27 protein-coding genes are annotated in these 24,941 nt (G+C 65.5%); 17 read left to right on the top strand and 10 right to left on the bottom strand.

Annotated features, from left to right (window positions below):
• The first annotated feature begins 29 nt into the window (after positions 1 to 29).
• From BM083_RS06430 to BM083_RS06405, 6 genes are all read left to right on the top strand, one after another.
• Positions 30 to 1,250, top strand: coding sequence for an HD domain-containing protein (locus BM083_RS06430; protein WP_089867304.1), 1,221 nt, complete (start codon positions 30 to 32; stop codon positions 1,248 to 1,250).
• Between the two features lie 73 nt (positions 1,251 to 1,323).
• Entirely contained in the window at positions 1,324 to 1,707 is a 384-nt protein-coding gene (locus BM083_RS06425) for a hypothetical protein (protein ID WP_089867301.1), read from the top strand.
• Between the two features lie 119 nt (positions 1,708 to 1,826).
• Complete coding sequence (locus BM083_RS06420) at positions 1,827 to 2,546, top strand: lamin tail domain-containing protein (RefSeq protein ID WP_089867296.1); 720 nt, start codon at positions 1,827 to 1,829, stop codon at positions 2,544 to 2,546.
• 90 nt (positions 2,547 to 2,636) lie between these two features.
• Positions 2,637 to 3,860 carry an HD domain-containing protein gene (locus BM083_RS06415; RefSeq protein WP_089867293.1) on the top strand — a complete coding sequence of 408 codons (1,224 nt, stop codon included), beginning with the start codon at positions 2,637 to 2,639 and terminating at the stop codon, positions 3,858 to 3,860.
• An 83-nt stretch (positions 3,861 to 3,943) separates the two neighbouring features.
• Positions 3,944 to 4,957, top strand: coding sequence for an amidohydrolase family protein (locus BM083_RS06410; RefSeq protein WP_089867291.1), 1,014 nt, complete (start codon positions 3,944 to 3,946; stop codon positions 4,955 to 4,957).
• A 100-nt stretch (positions 4,958 to 5,057) separates the two neighbouring features.
• Positions 5,058 to 5,519 carry a universal stress protein gene (locus BM083_RS06405; protein WP_089867288.1) on the top strand — a complete coding sequence of 154 codons (462 nt, stop codon included), beginning with the start codon at positions 5,058 to 5,060 and terminating at the stop codon, positions 5,517 to 5,519.
• A 42-nt stretch (positions 5,520 to 5,561) separates the two neighbouring features.
• Here the strand turns inward: BM083_RS06405 and BM083_RS06400 are convergent, their stop codons facing one another.
• The 3 genes from BM083_RS06400 to BM083_RS06390 all read right to left on the bottom strand — a co-directional run bounded on the left by BM083_RS06400 (position 5,562) and on the right by BM083_RS06390 (position 7,453).
• Positions 5,562 to 6,530, bottom strand: a complete 969-nt coding sequence (locus BM083_RS06400) for a biotin--[acetyl-CoA-carboxylase] ligase (protein WP_089867285.1) — start codon at positions 6,528 to 6,530, stop codon at positions 5,562 to 5,564.
• 62 nt (positions 6,531 to 6,592) lie between these two features.
• Positions 6,593 to 7,090, bottom strand: a complete 498-nt coding sequence (locus tag BM083_RS06395; RefSeq protein WP_089867283.1) for a hypothetical protein — start codon at positions 7,088 to 7,090, stop codon at positions 6,593 to 6,595.
• Between the two features lie 45 nt (positions 7,091 to 7,135).
• On the bottom strand, positions 7,136 to 7,453 hold the full coding sequence (locus BM083_RS06390) for a VOC family protein (protein WP_089867280.1): 318 nt from the start codon (positions 7,451 to 7,453) through the stop codon (positions 7,136 to 7,138).
• A 79-nt stretch (positions 7,454 to 7,532) separates the two neighbouring features.
• On the opposite strand from BM083_RS06390, the gene BM083_RS06385 reads away from it, so the two are divergent.
• Genes BM083_RS06385 through BM083_RS06375 form a run of 3 tightly spaced genes read left to right on the top strand, consistent with a single transcriptional unit; the run spans position 7,533 to position 10,104 of the window.
• Positions 7,533 to 8,282, top strand: coding sequence for an acetoacetate decarboxylase family protein (locus BM083_RS06385; RefSeq protein ID WP_089867275.1), 750 nt, complete (start codon positions 7,533 to 7,535; stop codon positions 8,280 to 8,282).
• 50 nt (positions 8,283 to 8,332) lie between these two features.
• A complete protein-coding gene (mvk, locus tag BM083_RS06380) occupies positions 8,333 to 9,370 on the top strand; it encodes a mevalonate kinase (RefSeq protein WP_089867271.1) in 1,038 nt (345 codons plus the stop codon).
• On the top strand, positions 9,367 to 10,104 hold the full coding sequence (locus tag BM083_RS06375; protein WP_089867268.1) for an isopentenyl phosphate kinase: 738 nt from the start codon (positions 9,367 to 9,369) through the stop codon (positions 10,102 to 10,104). The genes mvk and BM083_RS06375 overlap by 4 nt, the downstream gene beginning before the upstream one ends.
• Positions 10,105 to 10,183: 79 nt before the next feature.
• Here the strand turns inward: BM083_RS06375 and BM083_RS06370 are convergent, their stop codons facing one another.
• Both BM083_RS06370 and BM083_RS06365 read right to left on the bottom strand, forming a co-directional pair.
• On the bottom strand, positions 10,184 to 10,915 hold the full coding sequence (locus BM083_RS06370) for an MBL fold metallo-hydrolase (RefSeq protein ID WP_089867264.1): 732 nt from the start codon (positions 10,913 to 10,915) through the stop codon (positions 10,184 to 10,186).
• Positions 10,916 to 11,019: 104 nt separating this feature from the next.
• Positions 11,020 to 12,195 (bottom strand): low temperature requirement protein A, encoded by a 1,176-nt coding sequence (locus tag BM083_RS06365; protein WP_089867261.1) that lies wholly within the window; start codon positions 12,193 to 12,195, stop codon positions 11,020 to 11,022.
• Positions 12,196 to 12,331: 136 nt separating this feature from the next.
• Between BM083_RS06365 and BM083_RS06360 the strand changes: the two genes are divergently transcribed.
• Positions 12,332 to 15,094, top strand: coding sequence for an ATP-dependent helicase (locus tag BM083_RS06360; RefSeq protein WP_089867257.1), 2,763 nt, complete (start codon positions 12,332 to 12,334; stop codon positions 15,092 to 15,094).
• A gap of 42 nt (positions 15,095 to 15,136) precedes the next feature.
• Here BM083_RS06360 and BM083_RS06355 read toward each other — a convergent pair whose 3' ends face one another.
• Positions 15,137 to 15,517 (bottom strand): tautomerase family protein, encoded by a 381-nt coding sequence (locus BM083_RS06355; protein ID WP_089867253.1) that lies wholly within the window; start codon positions 15,515 to 15,517, stop codon positions 15,137 to 15,139.
• A gap of 87 nt (positions 15,518 to 15,604) precedes the next feature.
• Here BM083_RS06355 and BM083_RS06350 point away from each other — a divergent pair, with 87 nt between their 5' ends.
• The gene (locus BM083_RS06350) at positions 15,605 to 16,300 is read left to right on the top strand and encodes a hypothetical protein (RefSeq protein WP_089867250.1); all 696 of its coding nucleotides are present in this window, start codon (positions 15,605 to 15,607) and stop codon (positions 16,298 to 16,300) included.
• A gap of 14 nt (positions 16,301 to 16,314) precedes the next feature.
• On the opposite strand, the gene BM083_RS06345 is transcribed toward BM083_RS06350, so the two are convergent.
• Together BM083_RS06345 and BM083_RS06340 are read right to left on the bottom strand one after the other, a co-directional pair.
• On the bottom strand, positions 16,315 to 17,526 hold the full coding sequence (locus tag BM083_RS06345) for a lactate racemase domain-containing protein (RefSeq protein WP_089867247.1): 1,212 nt from the start codon (positions 17,524 to 17,526) through the stop codon (positions 16,315 to 16,317).
• 43 nt (positions 17,527 to 17,569) lie between these two features.
• The gene (locus BM083_RS06340; RefSeq protein ID WP_089867243.1) at positions 17,570 to 20,230 is read right to left on the bottom strand and encodes an AAA domain-containing protein; all 2,661 of its coding nucleotides are present in this window, start codon (positions 20,228 to 20,230) and stop codon (positions 17,570 to 17,572) included.
• A gap of 89 nt (positions 20,231 to 20,319) precedes the next feature.
• On the opposite strand from BM083_RS06340, the gene BM083_RS06335 reads away from it, so the two are divergent.
• From BM083_RS06335 to BM083_RS06320, 4 genes are read left to right on the top strand one after another with little or no spacing between them, the layout of a single operon-like run.
• Positions 20,320 to 20,661 carry a hypothetical protein gene (locus BM083_RS06335; protein ID WP_009375138.1) on the top strand — a complete coding sequence of 114 codons (342 nt, stop codon included), beginning with the start codon at positions 20,320 to 20,322 and terminating at the stop codon, positions 20,659 to 20,661.
• 55 nt (positions 20,662 to 20,716) lie between these two features.
• Positions 20,717 to 21,271: a hypothetical protein gene (locus BM083_RS06330; protein WP_089867239.1), complete on the top strand. Its 555-nt coding sequence runs from the start codon at positions 20,717 to 20,719 to the stop codon at positions 21,269 to 21,271.
• 50 nt (positions 21,272 to 21,321) lie between these two features.
• Positions 21,322 to 21,747, top strand: coding sequence for a nuclear transport factor 2 family protein (locus tag BM083_RS06325; protein ID WP_089867236.1), 426 nt, complete (start codon positions 21,322 to 21,324; stop codon positions 21,745 to 21,747).
• Complete coding sequence (locus tag BM083_RS06320; RefSeq protein WP_089867234.1) at positions 21,747 to 21,962, top strand: hypothetical protein; 216 nt, start codon at positions 21,747 to 21,749, stop codon at positions 21,960 to 21,962. The genes BM083_RS06325 and BM083_RS06320 overlap by 1 nt, the downstream gene beginning before the upstream one ends.
• A gap of 26 nt (positions 21,963 to 21,988) precedes the next feature.
• On the opposite strand, the gene BM083_RS06315 is transcribed toward BM083_RS06320, so the two are convergent.
• Both BM083_RS06315 and BM083_RS06310 read right to left on the bottom strand, forming a co-directional pair.
• Positions 21,989 to 22,945, bottom strand: coding sequence for a zinc-dependent metalloprotease (locus BM083_RS06315; RefSeq protein ID WP_089867231.1), 957 nt, complete (start codon positions 22,943 to 22,945; stop codon positions 21,989 to 21,991).
• Between the two features lie 80 nt (positions 22,946 to 23,025).
• Complete coding sequence (locus BM083_RS06310) at positions 23,026 to 23,988, bottom strand: quinone oxidoreductase family protein (RefSeq protein WP_089867228.1); 963 nt, start codon at positions 23,986 to 23,988, stop codon at positions 23,026 to 23,028.
• 192 nt (positions 23,989 to 24,180) lie between these two features.
• On the opposite strand from BM083_RS06310, the gene BM083_RS06305 reads away from it, so the two are divergent.
• Both BM083_RS06305 and BM083_RS06300 read left to right on the top strand, forming a co-directional pair.
• Positions 24,181 to 24,420, top strand: a complete 240-nt coding sequence (locus BM083_RS06305) for a hypothetical protein (protein WP_089867225.1) — start codon at positions 24,181 to 24,183, stop codon at positions 24,418 to 24,420.
• A 295-nt stretch (positions 24,421 to 24,715) separates the two neighbouring features.
• The gene (locus BM083_RS06300) at positions 24,716 to 24,940 is read left to right on the top strand and encodes a hypothetical protein (protein WP_245756860.1); all 225 of its coding nucleotides are present in this window, start codon (positions 24,716 to 24,718) and stop codon (positions 24,938 to 24,940) included.
• Position 24,941 lies beyond the last annotated feature (1 nt).

Here is a 24,941-nt window from a genome sequence, read left to right as displayed (position 1 = left end):
CAAACACCAGACACCTCTCATCACACGCAATGACCGCCGTCAAGGACAGCGTCCACGACTACATCTCGCTCGACCCGCTGGCACAAGATTTGGTCGACACCACCGAGTTCCAACGGCTCCGCCACATCAAACAGCTCTCGACCGTCCGTCTCGTCTATCCGTCGGCCAACCACACGCGCTTCGAGCATAGCCTCGGCGTCTACCACCTCGCCTCGCAGGCGCTCTCGCATCTCGATAACCTCGATATCTCTGGGGAGCGTGCCGACCACCTCCGCGCCGCCGCGCTCCTCCACGACGTCGGCCACGGTCCGTACGGCCACCAGACCGAGCACGTCATCATGCGCGAGACGGGGCGTCACCACGACGAGATAGAGTGGCTCCTGACCGACGCCGAGGCGGGCCACCCGACCGACCCCCCGACGAACCCGACCGTTCACGACGTGCTGACCGACCACGGACTCGACCCGACGCGCGTCGCTGCGCACATCCGTGGCGAGGGCGAGTTAGGCCAACTCGTCTCGGGGGAACTCGACGTCGACCGGATGGACTACCTCGTGCGCGACGCCCACCACACCGGCGTCCCCTACGGTACCATCGACACTGGACGGCTGGTTCGAGAACTCAGGTATCGCGACGGTGAACTCGTCTTGGACGAGGGAAACGTCCAGACGGCCGAATCGCTCCTCTTCGCCCGCGGGCTGATGAACGGCATCGTCTATCGCCACCACGTCTCGCGTATCGCGGGTGCGATGCTCGAACGGGCCGCCGAACGTCTCCTCGCTAGCGACGAGGCGGACGTGAGCGTCGAGCGATTTCAGCGGATGGCGGACCACGACTTACTCGTCGCCCTCCGCGAGCACGTCCCCGAACTCGGGCGACGTATCGAGCGCCGCGACCTGTACAAACGAGCGGTCTGGGCCGGCCTCGGTGACGTCCCGGCGGGTGTCGTCGACTGCGGTCACGCGGACGAACGCGCCGCCGAGCGCGAAATCGCGACACAGGCCGGCGTCGACCCGGCGGACGTCGTCGTCGACGTTCTCTCCCGCCCGAGCCTCAAGGAGTCGAACGCCCGCGTCGTCGTCGGTGGTGTCGTCCAGCGTCTCGAAGAGGCCTCCGAACTGGTGGGTGCGTTACGAGACGCCGAGCGAGCACAGTGGCGACTCGGTGTCTACACGGCGAGCGACCACGTCGACAGCGTCGCCGACGCCGTGAGCAACGTGCTCGGGGTCCGCGTCGGCCACGTCGACTGACCCTGACCCGCCGACCCTCCGAGGACTTTTGGACTCCCGCGGCCAACGACCGTTCGACGCCCAGTCGAGTCCCATGCCCTCCAGAGAAGCCACCGAGACGACCGAGACACGGCACGCAGAGACCGCCCACGGCCCCATCGAGTACGAGACGGTCCGCTGCGCCAACTGTCGCCACGAGATGCAGACGGACGACGTGATTCCCGTCGGTGTCGGTCTCCGTGAGACGGATGACCTCTTTCTCGGCGAGCAGACCCGCGACGCCTACACCGCCGACGAAGTGGTGCATCTCTGCTCGTACTGCGCCGAGTCGACGTTCGGGTACGACGGACCGGCGAGTGGGTTCGACAGACTCACCGCCACGGCGACGTCGCTTTCACCCACCGAGCGCGCCGTTCTCCTCTTCGGCGCGGCCGCACTGGTGGCGCTGCTCGCTCTCGATCTACTCGTCTTCCTCTGATTTGCGAACGGACTCAGTCACAAAACGCATAACTTTTAGAGAATGTATACATATTTCGGAGAAATTTAGACGAACTACCCGAATGCGTTAGTACATATCTTTTGACTGTACAGTCGCGAATGAATTCAACTCGTCGTACGTTTCTCGCTGGTGTCACCGCTGCCGCCACTGGACTCGTCGGAACGAACACCGTCTTGGCACAGGAAGACAGCGCGCTTCGGTTCGCCACTGTCGACGCTACCGGGGAGTACGTCGTCGTGGAGAACACGGGAGACTCACCGTTCGACCTCTCGGGCTACTACATGGAGTTCGAGTACAAACAAAACGTCAGTCAGTCGCGGCAGTTCCCGTCGGGGACCGTCGTCGACGCCGGTGGGACGCTCACCATCGCGTCCGGGGCGAAAGACGTCGCCGACGCCGACGTGACGTTCGGCTACGAAGGGTCGGTCATCAACGACGAGGTGGACTACCTCGCCATCTTGGAACCCGACGAGTCTACCGTCGTCGTTTCGTACCGGACGTCGGACCCGCTTCCGACTGAGACGGCGACACCTGAGCCGACGCCTGAACAGACTGAGACGGCAGAACCAACTCCTGAAGAGACAGCGACAGAGACGCCCGAATCTGAACCGACCGAAACAGCGGAGCCGACACCCGAGGAGACAGAGACGGCAGAACCAACTCCTGAAGAGACGACGACAGAGACGCCCGACCCTGAACCGACCGAGACGCCCGAATCGACTCCTGAAGAGACGGAGTCGCCGTCGAAAACGCCCGAGAAGACGCCAGCAGAGGAACCGGAGCAAGACGAGTCGCCCGTCGAAGAAGACGGCTGCTGAGGTCGGACTGGCGACTCAAATCGGCCTTTCGACCGAGCAGTCGGCCACTGCTCCGACGGTTTTTATCCCAGCGGGGCGAACTTCCCGTCCATGATTACCATCAAGGACAGCGTCCACGACCACATCGAGGTCGAGGGCGTCGCCGCCGCCCTCCTCGACACGCCGGAGGTCCAACGACTCCGGCACATCAAGCAGTTGGGGACCGTCCGTCTCGTCTACCCCTCCGCGAACCACACGCGCTTCGAGCACAGCCTCGGCGTCTACCACCTCGCCTCGCAGGCGCTCTCGCATCTCGGCATCGAGGGGACGCTCGCCGAGCGACTCCGCGCCGCCGCCCTCCTCCACGACGTCGGCCACGGTCCCTACAGTCACAACATCGAGGCACTCACGTTCCGCCACACCGGCAAGTACCACGACGACGTGGACGAACTGCTCGCGCGCGGTGAAGTCGGTGACGTGCTCCGCGACCACGACCTCGACCCCGCCGCCGTCGCCGAACTCGTCGCTGGCGGCGGGCAGTACGGCCAACTCGTCTCGGGCGAACTCGACGTCGACCGGATGGACTACCTCGTGCGTGACGCCCACCACACCGGCGTCCCCTACGGCACCATCGACACCGAACGGCTGGTCCGCGAGTTGACGTTCGTCGACGGTGAACTCGTCTTGGACGAGGGGAACGTCCAGACGGCCGAGTCACTCCTGCTCGCGCGAGCGTTGATGAACCCGACCGTCTACCAACACCACGTCGCCCGCATCTCGAAAGCGATGCTTCGTCGCGCCTCCGAACGTCTGCTCGCAGAACCGGACGTCACCGCGGACCAACTGCGCCGGATGGACGACCACGACCTGCTGGCGAGTCTCCGGACGACAGCGTCGACCGCAGAACTCGCTCGTCGTCTCGACCGACGTGACCTCTACAAGCGCGGCCTCTGGGTCGAACTCGACGACGTGCCCGAACACGTCCTCACCGCCCCACACGAGAAGATTCGCGAATTCGAACAGAACGTCGCAGAACAGACGGACGTCGACCCAGGCGAGGTCATCATCGACGTCCCCGCCGAACCGTCGATGACGGAATCCTCGTCACGCGTGATGGTCAACGGCGACGTCCGGCAACTGGACCGCCAGTCGCCGCTCGTCGGTGCGCTGCGAACCGCCCAGCGCCAGCAGTGGCGACTCGGCGTCTACGCGCCTGCCGACGCGGCCGACCGGGTCGGCGAGGCGACTGTCGACGCCCTCGGACTCGACATCGAAGGCTCGCTCGTGAACTACGTCCGAACCGGCTACCGGACGACGCTCGACCAGTTCGACTGAATCGGTGCCGGTCTCGACGGCGGCGAGACGAGCGAACGGACTCCTTCGAGAGTTTCAAGCCACTCGGTCGCAAGCCTCCGAACATGATACTCGAAGGGACCGTACTTCGGGGACGCGACTTCGAACCGGTCGAGGGTCGCGTCGTCGTCGAAGACGGCACCATCGTCGACGTCGAGGAGGCGTCGGTCGAATCGACGGATATCGTCCTCCCGGCGTTCGTCAACGCCCACACGCACATCGGCGACTCCATCGCCAAGGAGGCCGGCGCGGGTCTCTCACTCGACGACTTGGTCGCCCCGCCGGACGGGTTGAAACACCGACTGCTCCGCCAGGCGAGCGCCGAGGAGAAGATTGCGGCCATGCGTCGCTCGTTGCAGTACATGCAGGCCGGTGGACAGGCCGCGTTTATCGAGTTCCGCGAGGGCGGTGTCGACGGCGTCGACGCCATCCACCGGGCACTCGACGGCCTCGACATCGAGGGCGTCGTCCTCGGCCGAGAGGAGTCCGAGGCGATGCACGCCGCCGACGGTTTCGGTGCGAGCGGTGCTCGCGACAGCGAGTTCGGCGAACTCCGCGAGGCGACACGCGAAGCGGGCAAGACGTTCGGCATCCACGCCGGCGAACGCGACAGCGACGACATCACGCCGGCACTGGACCTCGACCCCGACTTCCTCGTCCACATGGTCTACCCCGAACCGTCTCACCTCGAACGCGTCGAGAGCGAGGAGATTCCCATCGTCGTCTGTCCACGCTCGAACCTCGTCACGAACGTCGGCGTCCCGCCACTCCGTGACCTTCTCGACCGGACGACGGTGGCACTCGGCACGGACAACGTGATGCTCAACAGCCCCTCGATGTTCCGGGAGATGGAGTTCGCGAACAAACTGACCGACGCGACGGCGAGAGAGGTACTCCAGATGGCGACGGTCAACGGTGCCGACATCGCCGGACTGAACGCTGGTCTCGTCGAACCCGGCCGCGACGCGAAGCTCCTCGTCCTCGACGGTGACTCGGACAACCTCACTGGCGTCCGCGACCCGGTTCGCGCCGTCGTCCGTCGTGCAGGCCACGCCGACGTGAAGCAGGTCGTCTACTGAAGCACCGCACCGTTCTCTGTCTCGACTTCTTTCTGTGCTCGCTCGCCGGGTTCGCGAGAAGAGTTAAGACAGCTGATACTCTATCGTGTCGTGAGTTAGCATGGGTCTCTACGACCGGATACTCGTTCCGACCGACGGTTCAGAGGGAGTCGAGCGAGCGATATCGCACGCCGTGGACCTCGCAGAAGCCCACGGGGCAGCCATCCACGCCGTCTACGTGGTGAACACGGCCGGGTTCACCGGTCTTCCGATGGAGTCCTCGTGGGAGGGCGTCGAGGAGATGCTTCACGAGGACGCCGAACAGGCACTGACGACGGTCCGAGAACTCGCCGAGCAACACGGCGTCCCCGTCGAGACGCACGTCCTCGAAGGCTCACCCCAACGTGAAATCGTCCGTTACGCCGAGGAGGAAGACTGTGACCTCGTCGTGATGGGGACACACGGCCGCGGCGGTATCGACCGTCTGCTCTTGGGAAGCGTCGCCGAGAAAGTCGTCCGCGCTTCCAACGTCCCCGTGATGACGGTTCGCGTCGGGACAGAAGAACCGGGTCAAGCGACCTGACCTGACCTGTTTTATCGCGCTTCTTGCGCTTCTCGCGCTGACCTACACTGGCCGTATATGCTCGCAGTCGCCCGCGTGGACCGTCACGTCGCCATCGCTCGTTCGCACGACGAGCGCACCCGGAGTCACCACGTCGACGGCCCGCCCTTCGACGTCGCCGCGGGGTGTCTCGACGCGGACGCGCTGACCGAGCGTCGCCGAGTGTTCACGCCACGCCGGGAGGATGTCGTCGGGATGCTCACAGAGGGCGACGAACTCCGCTATCAGTCGCTGGACGAACACCCGCCGGTCGACGTCCTCGCCCAGTTGTTCACGAAGACTCGTCGCTCCCTCCGGCAGGTCGGCGGCGTCGACGTTGGCGTTGACGCCGATGCCCGCGATGAGCCACGAGACGCGGTCTGCCTCCCCCTCCATCTCGGTGAGGATGCCGACGAGTTTCAGGCCGCCACGCTCGTTCGTCGACTGGCTTCCGTCCGTTTCGCTCCGCTCGCTCACGAGGACGTCGTTCGGCCACTTGATACTCGCGTCGACACCCACCTCGCGGCAGACGCGTGTCACGGCGACGGCGGCGGCGAGCGTAAACAGGGGCACGTGCGCTGGGGGCTGTTTCGGACGGACGAGCAGCGACACCCACACGCCGCCGGCGGGCGCAGACCACGCTCGCTTTAGACGACCGCGACTCCCCGTCTGCGCGTCGGCGACGACGGCGACGTTCTCGACTCCCTCGGCGGCGAGTTCGCGCGCCCGGTCGTTCGTACTCCCGATGCTGTCGTGGTACTCGACGGAGAAGGGTGCGTCGAGGCCGTACTCGATGGCGGCCGCGCCGTACTCGGGAACGCCCGAGACGACGTAGCCACCGTTCGTGCTCTCGATGTCGAATCCCTCGTCTCGCAGTGCTTCGACCTGCTTCCAGACCGCCGCCCGCGAGACACCGAGTCGCTCGGCCAGCGTTGGACCGGTCACCGGTCCTGCGGCGAGTGCGTCAAGGAGGGCGCGTCGGGTCTCGTTCATAGCCGAGGTGAGAGAGCCAGCGACAAATGTCCGCCGCTCTCGTCTCTGCCACGTCGGTCGCTTCAGTCGCCGTCGTCGGCCACACCGACCGTCGTCCCGAGTCGGTTCGAATCGACCCACGAGACGCGCCGGTCGTCCTTCTCGCCGCCCCACGCCGTCGGCGTGGACAGCGCGTATCGGTCGTGCGCCGCGTCGACGTCGTCGGTGCCGAGGAGATAGCTGCACGGACCGGGTCCGACGTCGTCGAGACGGTCGGTCAACCACGATTTCGAACCATCGGGTTCGGCCAGCGTGACTGGCTGACCGGGGAACGATGCCAGCGTCGCGCCGAAGTCACCGTCGGTCCACCGCGCCGGTGTCGGAAAGCGGTAGCTTCGACGGAACTCGTCGACGGCCGCATCGAGGTCCGAGACGGCGACGACGACGTCGGCGACGCCAGTTAGCGTCCCTGACGATGCCGACTCCGGCGTCTCGTCGACGGCTGGAACACGGTACTCACGGGGCGTTCGGTCGGTGATGGCGAACGGATGTCGCTCGTCTCCGTCGCCGACGAACACCATATCCCACTCGACGCGTCGGCCGTCGTCGCGCTCGCGGCCCGCGGTTCACGGTCCGTCGACCGGGAGGCCGGCGTCGATACACTGTTTGGCCCACGCTCGCGTGTCGTCGACGGCGATACACCATCCGGCGGGACCGGCGTCCGCGGCGACGTGCTCGGCCCAGAACCCTGCATCTGCCGGGTCGGTTCCGGGCGTCGTCGACAGTAGTTCGAGATACGACCCGTCCGGAAAGGTGACGAGCGACATGTGTGTCGTCCCCGTCGCGTGGACGCCACCGTACTCGGGCGTGAAGCCGACGGACTCGAACGCTTCGACGAGCGTGTCGAGGTCGGTCCACGCGTAGGCGACGTGGTCGAGTTGCATGGTCGACAGAGGGGGTAGTCGGTCTTAATTCATCCTCCCAGCCCCGACACTTTAGCCACTCGCGGCCGTCGATTCGCTCGTGACGTTCCCCGACCACACTGCGACCCTCTCGACCGGTCGCCGAGTCGCCCTCCCGCTCCGCTGTCAGGCGTCTCTCGCCGGCGCGCTCTTTGCCGCCGACTGGCAGTCGCTCCGGCGTGCCGTACCCGACGACCTGACGCCGGTTCGGTTCGGCGCTCGAACGGGCGGTGTCGTCGTCGCCGGTGTCTCCTACTCGAAGGCCGGCGACTTCGAGCCGTACGACGAACTCGCCGTCATCGTCCCCGTCGCTCGCCGAACCGTCGGTGGGGTTCCGCTTCTCGACGGTGGTCTCGGTGGCTACGTCCTCGCGCTCCCCGTGACGACCGAAGAGTCCCGTCGGATGGGCCGCGAGATTTGGGGCTACCCGAAGACCGTCGCCGACGTCGAGGTTCGACGCGACGCCGCCGCGAGCACCGAGTCGAGCACACAGGTGAAGGCATCCGACACCTGGCACGTCGAACTCCGCGAAGACGGCGAACGTGCCCTCACGCTGTCGGTTCGGGGGGCGAAACCGCACACCCGCGAGACGACGCTCGACAGTTACACGCGACACGAGGGGCGACTGTGGCGAACGCCCGTCGAGATACTCGGCCCGGTCGGTGTCGGCGTCGGGCGAGGGAAGGTGTCGCTCGACGTCGGTACCGGCCGACTCGCTTCTCGAATCACACGACTCGGCGTCGGACGGCCACTCGGCCGGTTCGCGGGACGAATCCGTGCACGCGTGCAGGCCGGTAGTGCGGTCGACTGACCGGCCTCACATCCGGAACCTCTGTTATCCCCCGCCGCAATCGTCCGGGTATGACCGTCTCAAGCGCCCCCGGGAAGGTGTATCTCTTCGGGGAGCACGCCGTCGTCTACGGGGAACCGGCGGTCCCCTGCGCCATCGAGCGCCGGGCGACCGTCACCGTCGACCCCCGAGACGACGACGTCGTCCGTGTCGTCGCCGAGGACCTCAGCCTCAACGGTTTCGCCGTCGAGTATTCCGGGTCGACCGACGAACATCCCGACGTCGACGTCCCGACGCCGCTGGTCGAAGCGGCGATGGGCTACGTCGACGCCGCTGTCGACCAAGCCCGCGACGCCGCCGGCGCACCCGACGCCGGGTTCGACATCACCGTCGAGAGCGAGATTCCGCTCGGCGCGGGCCTCGGGTCCTCAGCCGCCGTCGTCGTCGCCGGTATCGACGCCGCGACGCGCGCACTCGACGTCGAACTCTCCCCTCGCGAAATCGCCGACAGAGCGTATCAGGCGGAACACGAAGTGCAGGACGGCCAAGCTTCTCGCGCCGACACGTTCGCTTCGGCGATGGGCGGCGCGGTCCGCGTCGAAGGTGACGACTGTCAACCGATCGACGCCCCCTCGCTTCCCTTCGTCGTCGGCTTCGACGGCGGGTCGGGCGACACCGGCAAACTCGTCGCCGGCGTCCGCGCCCTCCGCGACAGATACGACTTCGCCGCACAGACCGTCGAGACTATCGGTGACATCGTCCGTGAGGGTGAAGCGCTCCTGGCCGACGCCGACGCCGAGGCGGGGGCCGACCCCGACGAGGACTTGCTCGAAGCGCTCGGCGAACTGATGAACTTCAACCACGGCCTCTTGGAAGCGCTCGGCGTCTCCTCGCGCTCGCTCGACAGTCTCGTCTGGGCGGCCCGCTCCGGCGACGCCTACGGCGCGAAGTTGACGGGTGCGGGCGGCGGTGGCTGTATCGTCGCGCTCGACCCGACGCCGGAGACGGAGACGGCGCTGCAGTACACCCCCGGATGCGAAGACGTGTTCCGCGCGGAACTGGCGACGACTGGCGTCCGCGCCGAGGATGGCGAGGTGCGAGACGAATGACGACGATTCTCAAACTCGGCGGGAGCGTCATCACCGACAAGGGTCGCCGCGAGACGGTCGACCTGCCTGCACTCGAAACCGCCGCGAGCGCCGTCGCCGACGCCGGAGTCGAGGACCTCGTAATCGTCCACGGCGGCGGCAGTTACGGCCACTTCCACGCCGACGAACACGGCGTGAGTACGACCGAGGGGACACACGACGCCCACGCCGCACGGGCGATTCACGACGCGATGAAGCGCCTGAACGGCCACGTCCTCGACGCCTTCGGCCAGCGTGACGTTCCCGTCGTCCCGATTCACCCGTTCTCGGTCGCCGCGCGCGACGAGACGGGGACGCTCTCGCTGCCGCTGGATTCGGTTCGGACGCTCCTCCACGAGGGGTTCGTTCCGGTCCTCCACGGCGACGCCGTCGCTCACGCGGGCGAAGGCGTCACTATCCTCAGCGGCGACGAAATCGTGGTCCGTCTCGCGGCGGGTCTCGACGCCGACCGGGTCGGTGTCTGTTCGACCGTTCCCGGTGTACTGGACACGAACGACGACGTCGTCCCGGAGATACAGAACTTCGAAGACATCGCCGCCGCACTGGGGGCGAGCGAGTCGACGGACGTGACGGGCGGGATGGCCGCGAAGGTCCGCGCACTTCTCGACCTGGGCGCACCGGCGCACGTCTTCGGCCCCGAGGGACTCGAAGCGTTCCTCTCCGGTGAGTCGCCGGGGACGAAAATCGAGGGCTGAACCGGACTGCGGCCCGTACACGTGGTCTCGACCGGTTTCACCGGAAACGTGGTGTGTGGTGCTAGCACACGCAGTCTCACTACACTTCGAAGCGTAACCCGTCGCGAGCGAAGCGTACGTCGCCGTCGAACTGTGCTTCTATCGCGTCCAGCATCTCGCGGTGTTTCCCCTCGGTGTGGGGGTAGAGATGCGTCAGGTAGACACGGTCGATGTCGCATCCGGCGAGTGCCTCACCCAACTGCGTCGGTGTCGGGTGGTTGGCGACGTCCACTTCGTCCGGAAACGAGCAGTCGTGTGCGAGGACCCGAGAGCCGTCGGCGAAGTTCGTGAGACCGGCGAACGCCTCCGAGTCGCCGCTGAAGGTGAACGCGTCGTCGAAGCGGTAAGCGAGTCCCGGCATCGAGTGTCGGACTTTGTGCCCTTCGACGGCGAACCCCGCGACTTCGAAGGAGTCGGCCGTCACCTCACGGATTCGAAGTTCGACGCGCTCTTGCAGGTAGTCGTGGACTTCTAAGAGACTGTCGAGGAGGTTCTTCGTCCCTGTCGGGCCGACGACTTCCAGCGACTCCTCACCGGCGAGCCACCGGGCTTTGAGGAGCGGAAGGAGGTCCGAGACGTGGTCGAGATGGTGGTGGGTGAGCAGGACAGTCGAGATGCCCTCGTAGCCGACGTCGGTCTGACTGAGACGGTGGAGGACGCCGCTTCCGCAGTCGACGAGGAGGGTCCGGTCTTCTTCTTCGAGGAGGAGGCCGGTCTGCACTCGGTCGGCCGTCGGCATCGCACTGCCGGTTCCGAGAAACGTGACGCGCATATCTCCCACTCACTCTGGAGGCCGAAAGCCGTTCGGGCTTCCGTCTCGCGCGGGGTCGGCACAGTCGTAAGTCACCACGCGTGTGACGAGCGGTCAGTCTCGTCTCAGTCCGACTTCGAGCCAGTGGTCCGCAGTCGGTTACGGTACGTCGACCAGCGTGTCTCGTACACGGCGACGCCGACGAACAGCGCGGTGAGTGTCGCGAGTGCGACGACCGACGGGATACGCAACACGACGGGAACGAGCGCGACGGCGACGACGCCGGCGCCGAGACGAAGGTAGCTGACGGTGCGGTGGTCGCGGAGACGGAACGCGGTGTGACCGAACAGGTAGAGTCCGCACCCGCCGCAGAGTGCGACGGCGGGAATCACGTCGAGTGGGTCGCCGAGATGGGCGATGGTCTGTTCGATGCCCAGCGCGACGAAGACGATGCTTCCGACGATGAGTAAGTGGATGTAGCTGTACGAATCACGGGCCAGGGCGGGCCGCGTCGCCTCGGGTTCGGCCGCGAGTCGACTCTCTGCCGCGAGGACGATGTAGTCGAAGTACAGCCACCAGAACGCGACGACGAGGGTAATTCCGAGGAGTGCGGTCCCGACGAGCGAGGCGTCGAGCGGCAGGTCCTCTGCACCGATGCCGATTGCGATGAGCGACTCACCGAGGGCGATGATGACGACGAGGCGGTGGCGTTCGACGAAGTGACTCACCGTGACGTGGAACCCGTCGACACCACGGACGAACACGATACCGTAGTCGAGTGCGAGCGCCGCCACCCACAGTCCGGCTTGAATCGCTCCGTCGAAGAAGCCAGCGACGACGAGGAGCACCGGTCCGCCGAGGAACCCCGGGAGAACGCGACGGACAGCCGTCTGCGTCTCGGGGACGGCGACGGCGTAGAGCACGACGTGGAGCAGTCGGACGACGAGGTAGGCGAGACCGAAGAGGACTGCGCTGTCGCCGAACGCCTCCGGCACCGCGAGTGCGACGACGAGCATCGCAGCCATCGCGGCGAGGATGGTCACTCTGGCGAACAGGTCGTCTTCGGCGCGCACCGTCCCCGTCAACCACGAGTAGCCGACCCACGCCCACCACAGCGCGGCCAAGAGTGCCGCACCACGGGCGAGACCACCCCACGTGAGGTGGTGGGTGAGGTAACTCGACACCTGCGTGAATCCGAAGACGAACACGAGGTCGAAGAAGAGCTCCAAGGGCGTCACCGCGCGCTCGGCATCGTCGATTTCTCCCCCGTAGACCACAGATGATCGAGATTCAGTACTCATTCACGCTCACCGAGAGGAGGTGCGAGGAGGACAAAAAGACGCCCTCGCCCGGCCAGTCCCGCTGTCACGCTCACATCTCACTGGACAGATAACCGCGGACACAACCCACTTACTCGTCCGGGTACAGGAGACAGTAATGAGTGGCCGGGAGTTGCTAGCGGATGCGAACGTCGACTTCGACGCTGACGCCGTCGACATCGCCGACGCGGACGTCCTCGACCTGTTAGAGCCGTCCGTCCGCGAGTGGTGGGTCGACCAGTTCGGCGCGTACGTCCCCGGCAACGGCGGCTTCTTCACTCCGCCACAACGGGAGGCCATCCCGCTCATCCACGAGGGAGCGAACCCGCTCATCTGTGCGCCAACCGGGTCCGGCAAGACGCTCGCCTCCTTCACCGCCATCATCGACGAACTGTTCCGTCGGGACAGGGAGTTAGAAGACGGCCTCGACAACGCCGTCTACTGTCTCTACGTCTCGCCGCTGAAGTCGCTCGCCAACGACATTCACCGGAACCTCACCGTGCCGCTAGAAGGCATCTCCGAGAAGATGGCCGAGCGAGGCGAGTCGGTCGAGATTCGCCACGCCATCCGTCACGGGGATACGCCATCTACCGAGCGACAGAAGATGCTCGAGACGACGCCGCACATCCTCAACACGACGCCCGAGACGCTGGCCATCCTGCTGAACTCGCCGAAGTTCAAGGAGAAACTTCGGAACGTCGAGTACGTCGTCGTCGACGAGATTCACAGTCTCGCGGAGAACAAACGCGGCACCCACCTCTCGGTGTCGTTGGAGCGTCTCGAAGCACTGGCCGACACCTCACCCACCCGAATCGGCTGTTCGGCGACGGTCGAACCGCTGACGACGATGGCCGAGTTCCTCGTCGGCCGCGAGGACGACGGGAGTCCGAGAGACTACGACATCGTCGACACGCGGTTCGTCCGCGACTTCGACGTTCGACTGGAGTGTCCCACGGACGACCTCATAGACACCCCGCGGAGCGAGGTGACAGAACGGTTCTACGACCGTCTCCACGAGTTGATTGGGTCGCACACGAACACGCTCGTCTTCACCAACACCCGCTCCGGCGCAGAGCGGGTCCTGCACAACTTGCGCGAGAACCACCCCGAGACCTACGACGAGTCGAACTCCGGTTGTCACCACGGGTCGCTCTCGAAGGAACGCCGACAGGAGGTCGAGTCGCAGTTGAAGGCCGGCGAACTCGACTTCGTCACCACGTCGACGTCGCTGGAACTCGGCATCGACATGCCGCACATCGACCTCGTGGTACAGGTCGGGTCGCCGAAGTCTGTCGCCTCCCTCCTCCAGCGAGTCGGCCGCGCGGGCCACCGCCTCGGGCAGACGGTGAACGGGCGCGTCGTCGCCCTCGACCGAGACGAACTCGTCGAGTGTGCAGTGATGCTGAAGAAAGCCGAGGAGGGATTCGTCGACCGAGTCTTCGTTCCCGAAAACGCCTACGACGTGGCCGCTCAGCAACTCTACGGGATGGCGATAAACGAGATTCGCCCCGAGTCGGAGGTTCGCGCGATTCTCCGGCGGGCCTACCCGTACCGCAACTTCTCTGACACCGACTTCGAACGCCTGTTTCGCTACCTCACGGCCGACTACGAGGGCCTCGAAGACAAACACGTCTACGCGAAGATTTGGCGCGACACGAACGACGCGCCGGACGGCGAGCACCACTACGAGGAGTACGACGTGGGCGAGGAACTAATCGGCAAACGCGGGCGGATGGCCCGCGTCATCTACATGACCAACATCGGCACCATCCCCGACTCGTTCACCTGCGACGTCTACACCCGGTCGACGAGCGAGTGGGTCGGCAACTTAGACGAGAACTACCTCGACACGCTGGAGAAGGGCGACGTGTTCGTCCTCGGTGGCTCTCACTTCGAGTTCAGATATCGGCGAGGCTCCAAGGTCTACGTCGACCCGACGAGCGCCCGGCCGACGGTCCCCTCGTGGTACTCCGAGCGCCTGCCGCTCTCCTACGACCTCGGTCGAGAGATTCTCTCGTTTCAGGGTGACCTCGTCGCTCGCCTCGAACGCGGCGGGCAACCCGCCGCCCGTGATTGGCTTCGCGGCTTCCCGCTCGACGAGAACAGCGTGCGTGCCATCGCCCGGATGTACGACGAACAAGTCCGCTACGCCGGGGCGGAGAGCGTCAGCACCGACACACGTCTCGCCGTGGAGGAGGTCAAGGACAGAGCGGAGTACCGACGCCATTACCACGTTCACTCGAACTATGGCAGGCAGTTCAACGACGGCCTCTCGCGACTCGTCGCCTACCACTGCGCCCAACAGGCGAACACGAACGTCCAAGTCGCCGTCGCCGACAACGGCTTCTCCATCTCGATGCCGCTGAACCGGAAGGTGGACGTCTCGGGCGTACTCCAGTCGTTGGACCCCGACGCCGTCGGCAGCGACCTCCGGGCAGCACTGGAGGGGACGGACCTCCTCAAGCGCTACTTCCGCATCAACGCCACGCGGTCGCTGATGATTCTGAAGCGCTACAAGGGCTACGAGAAGTCCGCCGCCGAACAGCAGGTGTCCAGCGAGATGCTGCTCTCGTTCGCCCAAGACCTCGACTCCTTCGCCGTGATGGAGGAGACGTACCGCGAGATTCTGGAGGACAAACTGAACCTCGGTGCGATACAGGAGTTCGTCGAACGGGTGCAGGCGGGCGACGTCGAGGTGACGCACCTTCAACAGTCCTCGCCGTCGCCGCGGGCGTTCGGTCTCGCGACGTTGATGGCGTCGGACGTCGTCCTCGCCGACGACGAGTCGGCCGTCCTCAAGGAGTTTCACGAGCGTGTGATGGCCGAAATCGAGGGCGGAGAGAGCACAGAGGACGACGGAGCGGCCGTCGGAGTCGAGTAACGCTCCTCGACGCTCCTCGACGCTCCTCGACGCCCTCCGACGCTACTCCTCCACCCTCGACCAGTCGCCACCGACTCGGTCGACGCCCATCATCTCCTCGCCGGCGTGTTCCGAGAAGACGACTTTCAGGTTCGCCTCCGGCACGCCGAAACGCTCGTGGGCGAGTTCCATCGCCGCCAGCGCGAACGCCCGTTTACGCTCGAACGACCGGCCCTCGCGCACGTCGGCGTTCAAGAAGAGCAGTGGCCCGTCGACCGCCCGTCCGAGCGAGAGGTTCGAGGACTCGTGTTCGCGGACGACAACGGCGACGTGGCCCGTCGTCGTCGCCATCTCTTCGGCGTACAGGTCGGTGACGGCGTCGGTGAACTGCCGTTTCTCGTCGTCGGGTAGGGTGAGCGTCGTGTCGAACTGGAGCAGTGGCACGGGTGGGGAGACGAGCGGACGGAACCAGAACCCATCGTTCGGGTGAAGTGAGCCATCTTCAAGTACTCCCGTCTAGTCTCCCTCGCCATGACCGGTACGCTGGCGCTCGATATCGAGACGATCAGTCCCGACCGAGAGCCAACAGAGCAAGAACAGTTCCGCGACTCGTCGTACTTCGAACTGTTGGCGGTCGGCCTCGGCTACCGTCCTGCGCCCGGCGAACCAGTCGAGACGACGGTTTGTTTTCGCGACGGCGACTCGGCCGAGTCGGAACTCGAACTCGTCGACGCGGTCTGTGCGTGGTGTGCCGACCGTCCAGCGGACACGCTCGTCACCTACAACGGCGACGGCTTCGACCTCATCCACCTCCGTGGCCGTGCGGAACGCGCGGGCGACGCCGTCGGCGACGACGGCCCGCGACGGCGACTCGACGACCTGCTCGCACTCGACCACGTCGACCTGATGGACGACGCCCGGCGGGCGTGGGGCGGCTATCGCAGTCTCGAACGCACGTGCGCCGAACTCGGCGTCACCGTCGAGAAGACCCGATGGGCCGAGTACGAACACGGCCTTCACCCCGACGACTGGCGCTCGTACGGGAAACGTGGCGCCGAGGAAGTGTTGAACACCGACGTCCCGCACTTCGGCGAGCAGTATCTCGCACTTGCTGCCGTCGACGCCCGCGAGACACTCACCTTCCGTGCGCTCCACGAGTTGCTCTTCGACTACACCGTCGGCGACATCGAACCGCTCTTCGAACTGCTCGACCGCCGTCCCTTCTGAACGGACTCCGAGAGTCAGCGAGTCAACAACGTGTTCAGCGCGTCCCGAACCACGAGGACGTCGCTTCCAGGTTCGACTGCGTCTTCGACCGACTCGCTGGCGTGCATGAGACACTCCTCAACGAGTTCCGGACACCGACTGTTCGTCACGTACACGTCGTGTTCGCGGAGCGCGCGAGCGACGACGAACGCCCGCTGCGCGCCCGGTTCGTAGCCCTCACGCAACTCCTCGTAGAGCGACTCCGCGCTGGTCGCTCCGCTGAGTCGGTCGTAGAATCGCTGCTCACCCGTCCCCTGACCCGCACCTTCGGCGAGTTCAGCAGGGACGACGACGCGGCCGCCCGTTCGGAGGGGATTCCGGTCGCCGAGCAGGACGTACGTCGCTCCGCGCGTCGTCTGGTAGAGGTTCGCGTCCTTCGGCGCGCCGACACCGGCGACGACGGCGTCGTACTCGGCTTCGACAGGGACCGAGAGCGCCGCCTTCGCCGTCTCGGCGAGGTCGGCCACGACGGCCCGAGGCGTGCCTGCGCTCGCGCCGAGGAACCCCGCCACGCCTTTCGTCACGTTCAGACAGAAGTCGGGACCCGCCAAGTCGCCTGCGCGGTCCAGCGTCTCGCGGAACGGGTTCTCCTCGATTCGACCTAACCGAACACCGTCTCGTGAGAGCATCTCCGGCCCGTGCGTATACCGGATGAGCGACTCGCCGCCGGCACCGACGACGACAGTCTTCGCCCCGCCGGAGAACCCGGCGTACTGGTGCGGTTCGACCATCCCGGTCGAGAGCACGAGGTCCGCGTCGGCGACCGTTCGGTGGATGTCGACCGGACAGCCGTCGACCGCGCCGACCTCGACTGTCTCCTCGGGGTCGTGGTTCACCGCGAGGTCCGCGTGCTCACCGAGTCCGTCACGGAGTTCGGCGTCGGTCATCGGGCGGTGAAGTCCGAGGCCGACGACGACGGTGACCTGCTCGCGGGCGACCGGCAGGTGGTCGAGCAACACGTCGACGAGCACGTCGTCCGGCGTGGCGCGGGTCACGTCGGTGACGACGATGGCGACGCTGTCCGTCGCGTCGGCGACGTCGTCGAGAGCGGGACCGTGCGGGTCGGCCACCGCGGCCTCCGCGGCCGAACGAGGGTCGACCGTCTCGCCGCCCGGCGGGTCCGCCAGCGTCACGTCGCAGTCGGGGAGGTCGAACTCGACGGTCCCCTCGCCCAGCGGGAGTTCCATGTGAGCGCCTCGGGGACGACGAGCAAAAAGGTACTTCAGATACTCAGCGCCGCGCCCACTCCAACATTCGCGCGTAGAACGGGTCCGACGCCAGCGCCGTCGGGTCGCCAACCAAGACGAGCGCCTTCTTCGCTCGCGTCAGTGCGACGTTGAGGCGCCGATAGTCCTCGAAGATGGGTTCGTCGAGGGTCCCAGTCGCGACGAACGAGACGACGATGACCTCCTTCGCGGAGCCTTGGAACCGGTCGACCGTATCCACAGTCACGTCCACGCGACGCCCGATTTCGGCTACCTGCGCTCGGAAGGGAGCGATGACGCCGATGTCGTCGGCCGGCACGCCGGCGTCGCGGAAGGACTGGACCACGTCGGCGACCCGGTCGGCCTCTGTTGGATTGGTGTTGCCGACGCGTGTCCCCTCGGGGTCGACGAAGCTCACCACGTCCTGCAGTGCTGCCGGAAGTGCGCTCGGGTCGACGCCGGGGAGGTTCGCGAGTCGTTGCGCGGCCACTTCCCCCGTCGCCGGGCGCAACTGGCCGTCGTAGAACTCGGTGGAAGAAAAGGCCTGAATCCGCTGTGCCATCCGGTACTGGCGGTCGAGCATCACCGACGCGTCGGGGTAGCGTTCGATGAGTCGCTGGAAGAGTGACGTCGTGAGGTCGTTTTCAGCGCGGACGACGGGCGGTAGCTGTTGGTGGTCGCCGACGAGGACGAACCGGTCGGCGAGGTTGGTCGCGGCGAGCGTCCCCGGTTCGGTGAGTTGCGAGGCTTCATCGACGAGCGCCACGTCGAACTCCTGTTCGCGCATGACGCGAGAACCGCAGGTCGAGGTGGTGGCGGCGACGACCTGTGCGTGGGCCAACTCGGCGACACGGTCGTTCGGTTCGCCGCGCTGTTCGAGTCGCAGGTCCTGCATGTCCTCGCGGACGCCGGTTTCGGTGCCGACGCGAACGATACCCTCGTACCCTTGGTCACGCAGTGCTTCCAGCGCGTTGTCGACGGCGCGGTTCGTGAACGCCGAGAGCAGGACCCGATTTCCGTCGTCGACGAGCGCGCGAATCGTCCGAGCGATGGTGTACGTCTTGCCGGTGCCGGGCGGCCCGTGGATGAGCGCACAGTCTTCGGCGTTCACCGCGAGGTTGACCGCGGCGTTCTGCGAGTCGTTGTTGTCGATGTAGGTCTGTTCTCTCGTCTCGAACTTCGGCTCTCGACGCCCGAACAGCACGTCTTTCCGGTCTGGGTCGCCCTTCAGCAGTGCGTCGTGGAGCGCCGTGAGCATCCGGTCGACGGAGATTTCGGAGGGGTAGACGTCGAGTCGGCGGAGTTCGGTCGGTTCGTCGGTGGTGACGACGACTTCGTCGCCCAACCGCTCGATTCGGCCCAACTCCGCGTGGCCGGAGACGGGGTCGCCGTCGCTGGCGAGGGCGATGTCTCCTTCGCGTAACTTGGAGACGGCGTCGTCGCGTTTCTTCGCGCGGAGTTCCCACCGACCGCCGTCGATTTCGGTCTGGCTCACCGGTTCGAGACCGATGATAGCCCGGTCGTCTGCGGCGCGTTCTTCGGCCGACTGTTCCCAGAGCTTTCGGTACTCGCGGTGGGTCTCGCGGCGCTCTTCTTCGAGAGCGCGATACAGTCGGTCGAAGTACTCCCGTTCGTCGTCGGGGAGCGGTTTGCCGATCTTCCCGGCTTTCGACTCTTGGTCCAATCGCCCGGAGACGACCATGCAGGTGTCCTTCTCGAAGCAGTACTCGCACTTCGCGTTGGCCTCGAACCCCGTCGGGACGGACATGTCGAACTCCATCGCCGCGAGTTCGTTGCGCTTGCGCACGACGAAGTCGAGAAAGCCCTTCCCGATAGAGAACTCCTTGGCGGGCGAGAGGTCGCCGGACTCCTCGTTTCTGTCGAGGGCGGTGTTCTTGGTGTAGAGGAGCGTGCCCGTGTCGGCGGGGACGCCACGCTCGGCCAGCATCAGCGCGTAACAGGCCGCCTGCACCTTGTCCTGAAAGCGCGGGTCGCGCTTCGTGTTCTTCCCCGTCTTCAGTTCGACCGGCATCCCCCGTCGGAGCGCGTCGGCGCGGCCCTTGATGCCGAACGTCGGCGAGATGAGCGTGTACTCCGAGCGCCACGCGTCCTCTTCTGTGAGTGTGCCCTGCGCCAACCAGCCCTCGATGGCGGCGGCGTTCTGCCGCACCTCGTCGGCGACTTCGTCGCGATTTCGTCCCAGGAGACCGAGTTCGAGGCCCGCCTCCGCGACGCGGTTCTCGATGGCGGGTTCGAGGTCCTGTCCTCTGAGTAGGTCGCCGAACACCTCGTGGACGATGGTCCCCTTCACAACGGGGTAGTTGAGCGGGATTCCCGACAACTTGTTCAGGTAGTACATCCGCGGACACTGCACCCACGAGCGGATGGCGGTCACGTTGACGAGAAACCCCGGTTCGAGGACGACGTAGGACTCTTTCGAGGTGGTGTAGCCAACCTCGCCACCGAACTCGTTTTCCTCTACGTCGGTGACGAGCAGTTCCATCCCCTCTTCGGCGTGTTCGGCGGTGTGAGTCCACTTGTTCCAGAGCGTTACTGTCACTGGCTCCGACCGCTCCGCTGGCGCTTCGTCGGGCCGAACTGTCAGTTCGACGAGGTCGCTCTCGCCGTACTTCGTGTCGACGCTCCGTGATTCTCCGACGGCGACGATGGGACCCCGAACGTTCACTATGCGTGTGTGTCGGCGGCGGCGAAAAACGCTGTCGGTCGGAACGGTGAAAGCACAGAAGCGAAGTGACGCGGTCGCCGAGAGAGCGTATGGCTCCTCGACTCTCCGATTCGCAGGTGACGCTCCTCTCGAAGGCGTTCGTCGCACTGCTCGTCGTGTTCGTCTTACTCGGCGCGTTCTTCCAGATTCAAACCGGCGACCCGCTGGCGATACTCGAAGTCCTCGTCAGCCTCTACGTCGTCACGCTCGTCGCGCTCGCCGTCTTTCGCGGGGGGTTCGACACTCGACGGTTCCGCATCGCCCTGTACGTCGGTGTCCTCGCGTGGGCGCTCGTCAACTACGTCGGCGGAACGCAGGGACTCGTCACCATCCTCCTGCTCGTCCTCGGCGCGCTGTTGTTGACCCGTGAACTCGTCGTTACCGACGACTGACCCGGCGTGTGACAGCGACCGACACACTCATCCTCTGGTCCGGCCAAGGTCCGGCATGCGCGTCAGAGACTGGACGGACATCCTCCACGACGTCACCGAGAGCGGCGACGACCCCGACGAGTGGCGAGCGGTCGCCGGACAGCGTCGCGCCGGCGTCGGCGAAGACCTCTATCTCGGCCATCCGACCGTCGGCGTCTTCCACCTCAAGACGTACGCGAAGAACCCCTACGAGGTGAAGGGTGTCGGCTCCCGTGTCGCCCGCAAAGTCGACGGCGACATCGACTCACTCCTTCCGCGTCGCGACGACTCGGCCGGCCGGTTCGCCGTCCGCGGCGCGCCGGAAGACGAGACCCACGCGAAGTCGATGGCCAAGCGACTGACCGAGACGCTCCGGGTCCACGCCGACGCGCCGACGACGGGCGAAGACTTCTTCAGCGACGTGATGGAGGCTATCGACAGTCCGGCGTTCGGGCCGATGGAGTTCGAACTCTCTGAGCGGCCAGACCGACTGGAGAAGCTGTCGACGACGTTCGAAGACGCAGAAGCGGCGCTCGAAGCAGAAATCGACGACCTCGTCGAGCGTGACGAGATCGGTCGCGGCTTCCAGTAAGGCCACTTCCATCGGGAGCGTTCAAATGCCTCCCGCCCCTCCACTCTCACATGAGCGCCGAAGAGACCGTCCTCGACTACTACGAGGCACTCCGCCGCGGCGAACCGTTGTATCCCTACTTCGCCGAAGACGACGACGTGGTGAAGGTGGGTATCAGTGACCGACTGACGGGCTACGACGCCATCGCGGAGGGACTCCGCGAACAGTCCAAGACGACGGACGAGTGGCAAATCGACAGTAGAGACCTCCACGTCGTCGAACGTGACGGCCACGCTGCCTTCGGTGACGTTGTCTGGATGCAGTGGCGCGCCACCGAGAGTGAGACGACACAGGCGTTCGACAGTCGGTGGAGCGGGACGCTGGAAGTTCGGCCTTCAGGAGACGGGGAGACGGGAGACGGAACCGGCGACGAGAGCGACGACGAGTGGCTCTTCGTCGGGATGCACGTGAGCGCACCCACCGCGCTGGACGACTGATGGTCGGACCGAGTCTCTCCGACGAGGAACACCGCATCGCGTCGCTTCAGTTCAAACTCGGATTCGTCCTCGTCGTCGGCATCTCCGCAGGAATCATCGCGCTGCAAGCGCAAGGGTCGTTGGTACAGATTGGCGTCGCCGCCGTCGCCGGCATCGTCCTCGGGTGGCTACTCTTGGCCTACCTGACGCACATCGTGCCGTCGAGCGGTCGTTGACCGACTCGACGGCACGGTTGCTCTTTCTATGCGACCCGACGCACCCACCGTTCGGGGGCATCGAGTTCGTCGTCGGTCGGGAGGTTGTCCGGATGTTCCCACACCTTACTCGCGGTTGCGACGCCGCGGGCGTCGGCGACGGCGTGGAAGAACTCTGCGCCGCGTTCGTACTGGCGACGCTTCAGACCGAGTCCGAGCAGTCGGCGGACGAGCATGGCCATCGGACCGCCACCGCGACGGCGGGCGTCGAGTTTCCGACGGAGGTCCTCGTAGTCGTCGTCGAACGCGCGGTCCATGAGGAGTTCGGCGTACCCTTCGACGGAGGTCATCGCCGTGTCGAGTTCGCGGAACGCCTTCCGGTCGAGACTGCCCTCGCTGAGGGCTTCGACGCCTTCTTCCATCCGTTGTTCGAGGTACGTCGAGAGCCACGGCGCGGCCCCGAACTCGGCGGCGTGTGAGACCTCGTGGAACGCGATCCAGCGCCGGAACCGCGGATAGTCCACGTCCAGCGAGTCGGCGACGCGTCGAATGTTCGGGTGGACGAAGTAGAGACCGTGGTCGGCGTCGTCGGCCTCGGCGAGAAGTAACGGGTCGTACTGGCCGAGGACGTTCTTCCCGAGAAACGAGAGCATGAACGCCATCGTGCCGGTGTTGGCGACGCGAGCGACGCCGGGGAAGACGCCGCCTCCCTTCTCCTCGATGGGGTGCATGACGCGTTCGAACGTCTCGATGTTTGCGTCTATCCAGTGGTGACGGTTCTGTATCTCGATAGTGTCGGGCAGGTCGAACTCGACTTCGCCGACGGTCTGGAGACGCTCGCGGGCGTCTTGAACGTCGGTCTTGTAGCCGGTTCGCTCCGCATCGGAGAGCGTGAGTTCGCCGGGCGGGGTGGAGGCTTTCGCAGCCTCGGCGACGGCGCCCCAGTCGACGATGCCCGTTCCCGAGGCGTTCGTCACCGCGCGGACGCTGCGGTAGATGTTCATATCTGTACTGCGGGACGGCGAGACAAAACCCTTGTGCGAACACGTGACGTACGCCGAGCGAATATCGCTCTCGAATCGGCCTACGGCGTGATGACCAACTTCCCGAGGAAGCTGTCTTCCAACACGGCACGCTGGGCCTCTGCGGCCTCGTCGAGACCGTACGTCTCTGCCACCGAGATTTCGAGGTCGCCTTCGTCGACGAGATAGCCGACCTTCTCCAGTGCAGTCGCGAGACTCGGCGTGTTGAACATGCTCATCAGCGTTATCTGCAGGTCTTTGCTCCTCGCTGCCGAGGACTGCGAGAGACCGACCGCCGGGTCGTTCTCACCGATACCGACGACGCGACAGCCGAGATTCGCCACGTCGGCGTCGAACTGTAGATAGTCGTCGAGGCGGTGGTCGAGAATCACGTCGACGCCGCCGTTACCGGCCTCTGTCACTGCCTCGGCCAAGTCGTCGCGACCGTAGTCGAGGACGACGTCCGCGCCCAGTTCGGCCACCTCGTCGTGGTACTCCGGTGCGGCGGTGGTGATTACGTGTGCGCCCGTCGCGGCGGCGATTTGGACGGCCGCGTGGCCGACGCCGCCGCTCCCGCCGTGAATCAACGCCACGTCGGCGGGCTTGAGGTCCGCGTGGTCGACGAGCGCTCGCCACGCCGTGACGGCGGCGACTCCCAAGCCACCGGCAGCGACGAGGTCCACGCCGTCGTCGACGACGGCGAGGCGGTCCGTAGGGACGGCGACGTACTCGGCGTACGCGCCGTAGTGGTCGTTCCCGATTCCCGTCCCGACGACGCTGTCGCCCTCGGCGAACTCGTCGACGCCCTCGCCGACGGCGACGACTTCGCCCGCGACGTCGACGCCGGGAATCATCGGCATCGTGAAGGGCTGGTACGCCCCCTCGCGGAAGTAGGTGTCGACGGGGTTGACGCCCGCGCCGTGAACCTGTACGACGACCTCACCTGCGTCCGGTTCGGGTCGGTCGATGTCGTCTACTTGCAGGACGTCGGTGCCACCGTGCTCGTGGAAACGGACTGCGCGCATGGGTAGACGTGCCACGGCTGACGGGATAAAACTGCAAGAAGCGGAAGGAGAGCAACGGAAGAGGGGTCCGTAGTCTGTCGTGAGCCGCGAGACGGAAGGTTACTCTCTTTTGGACCGTCTCTCGTCTTTCACAGTCGCGAAGGACCGTGACTGGCCCGAACGTACTTCTGCGTCTGTCGGCTGGAGGCACACATGGCAACTGGCACAGTCTACAGATGCAGTGATGGGGGTTACTACGGAAATGCAGACGTGTGGGAACGGTTCGAGTCGGGAGCGTGGACTCCCTGTTGCTGGGATACCGAGTCCGGAGCCGAGTGGGTGGAAACTGGAGAGGGAGAGCTCCTCGCGCTCGAACCGACGTCCCGAAGTTCCCTGCCCGAACGGATGCACACCGAACGTGTCGCTGCCGGAATGAGTGTCTCTCGGGAGTAGCGGAGAGACCGGACGCCCGGTTGCTCAGTGCCCCCGTTTTCACACATTCGTTTTTTAAATTCTGGTGTTTCTGAATCATCTACTGCTACGTTATATACTGGTAGAACCATATTCAACTGCCCACGTTTCTGTGGGCCATCAATCGGAATGCCCGCTCTGGTGCAGGCCCTATCGCCTATCCAGAGTCTGCGTTCTGGGCCTCGACCTCCTCACCGAACGGGAGGTCGAGGCGATACTGTCTGCTGGTCTCGACGACCACGCGGGCTTATGGCTTCTGCACTCGTTCTCTCCTGACGTGACGTTCTCCCCGCAACGGCGCTGTCCGGACTGTGGCGTGACGATGGAACGAACGAAGCCAGTCGTCGCCGGTGCTGGCGAAGAAGTCGTCAAACTCCGGACTGGCGAGCGCAAGAAAGGGTTACTCGGGTCGCTCGGGATGAAGGAGTCGCTCCGCGTCGACGCCTACGTCTGTCCGGAGTGTGGGTTGACGCGGTTCTACGCCGACTTGGACGACGACTGAA

Origin of the sequence: Halogranum rubrum (assembly GCF_900114455.1) — an archaeon.
Taxonomy (GTDB): domain Archaea; phylum Halobacteriota; class Halobacteria; order Halobacteriales; family Haloferacaceae; genus Halogranum; species Halogranum rubrum.
Note: the sequence above shows the minus strand (reverse complement) of the source record. Positions and strands in the feature narration are given on the sequence as shown.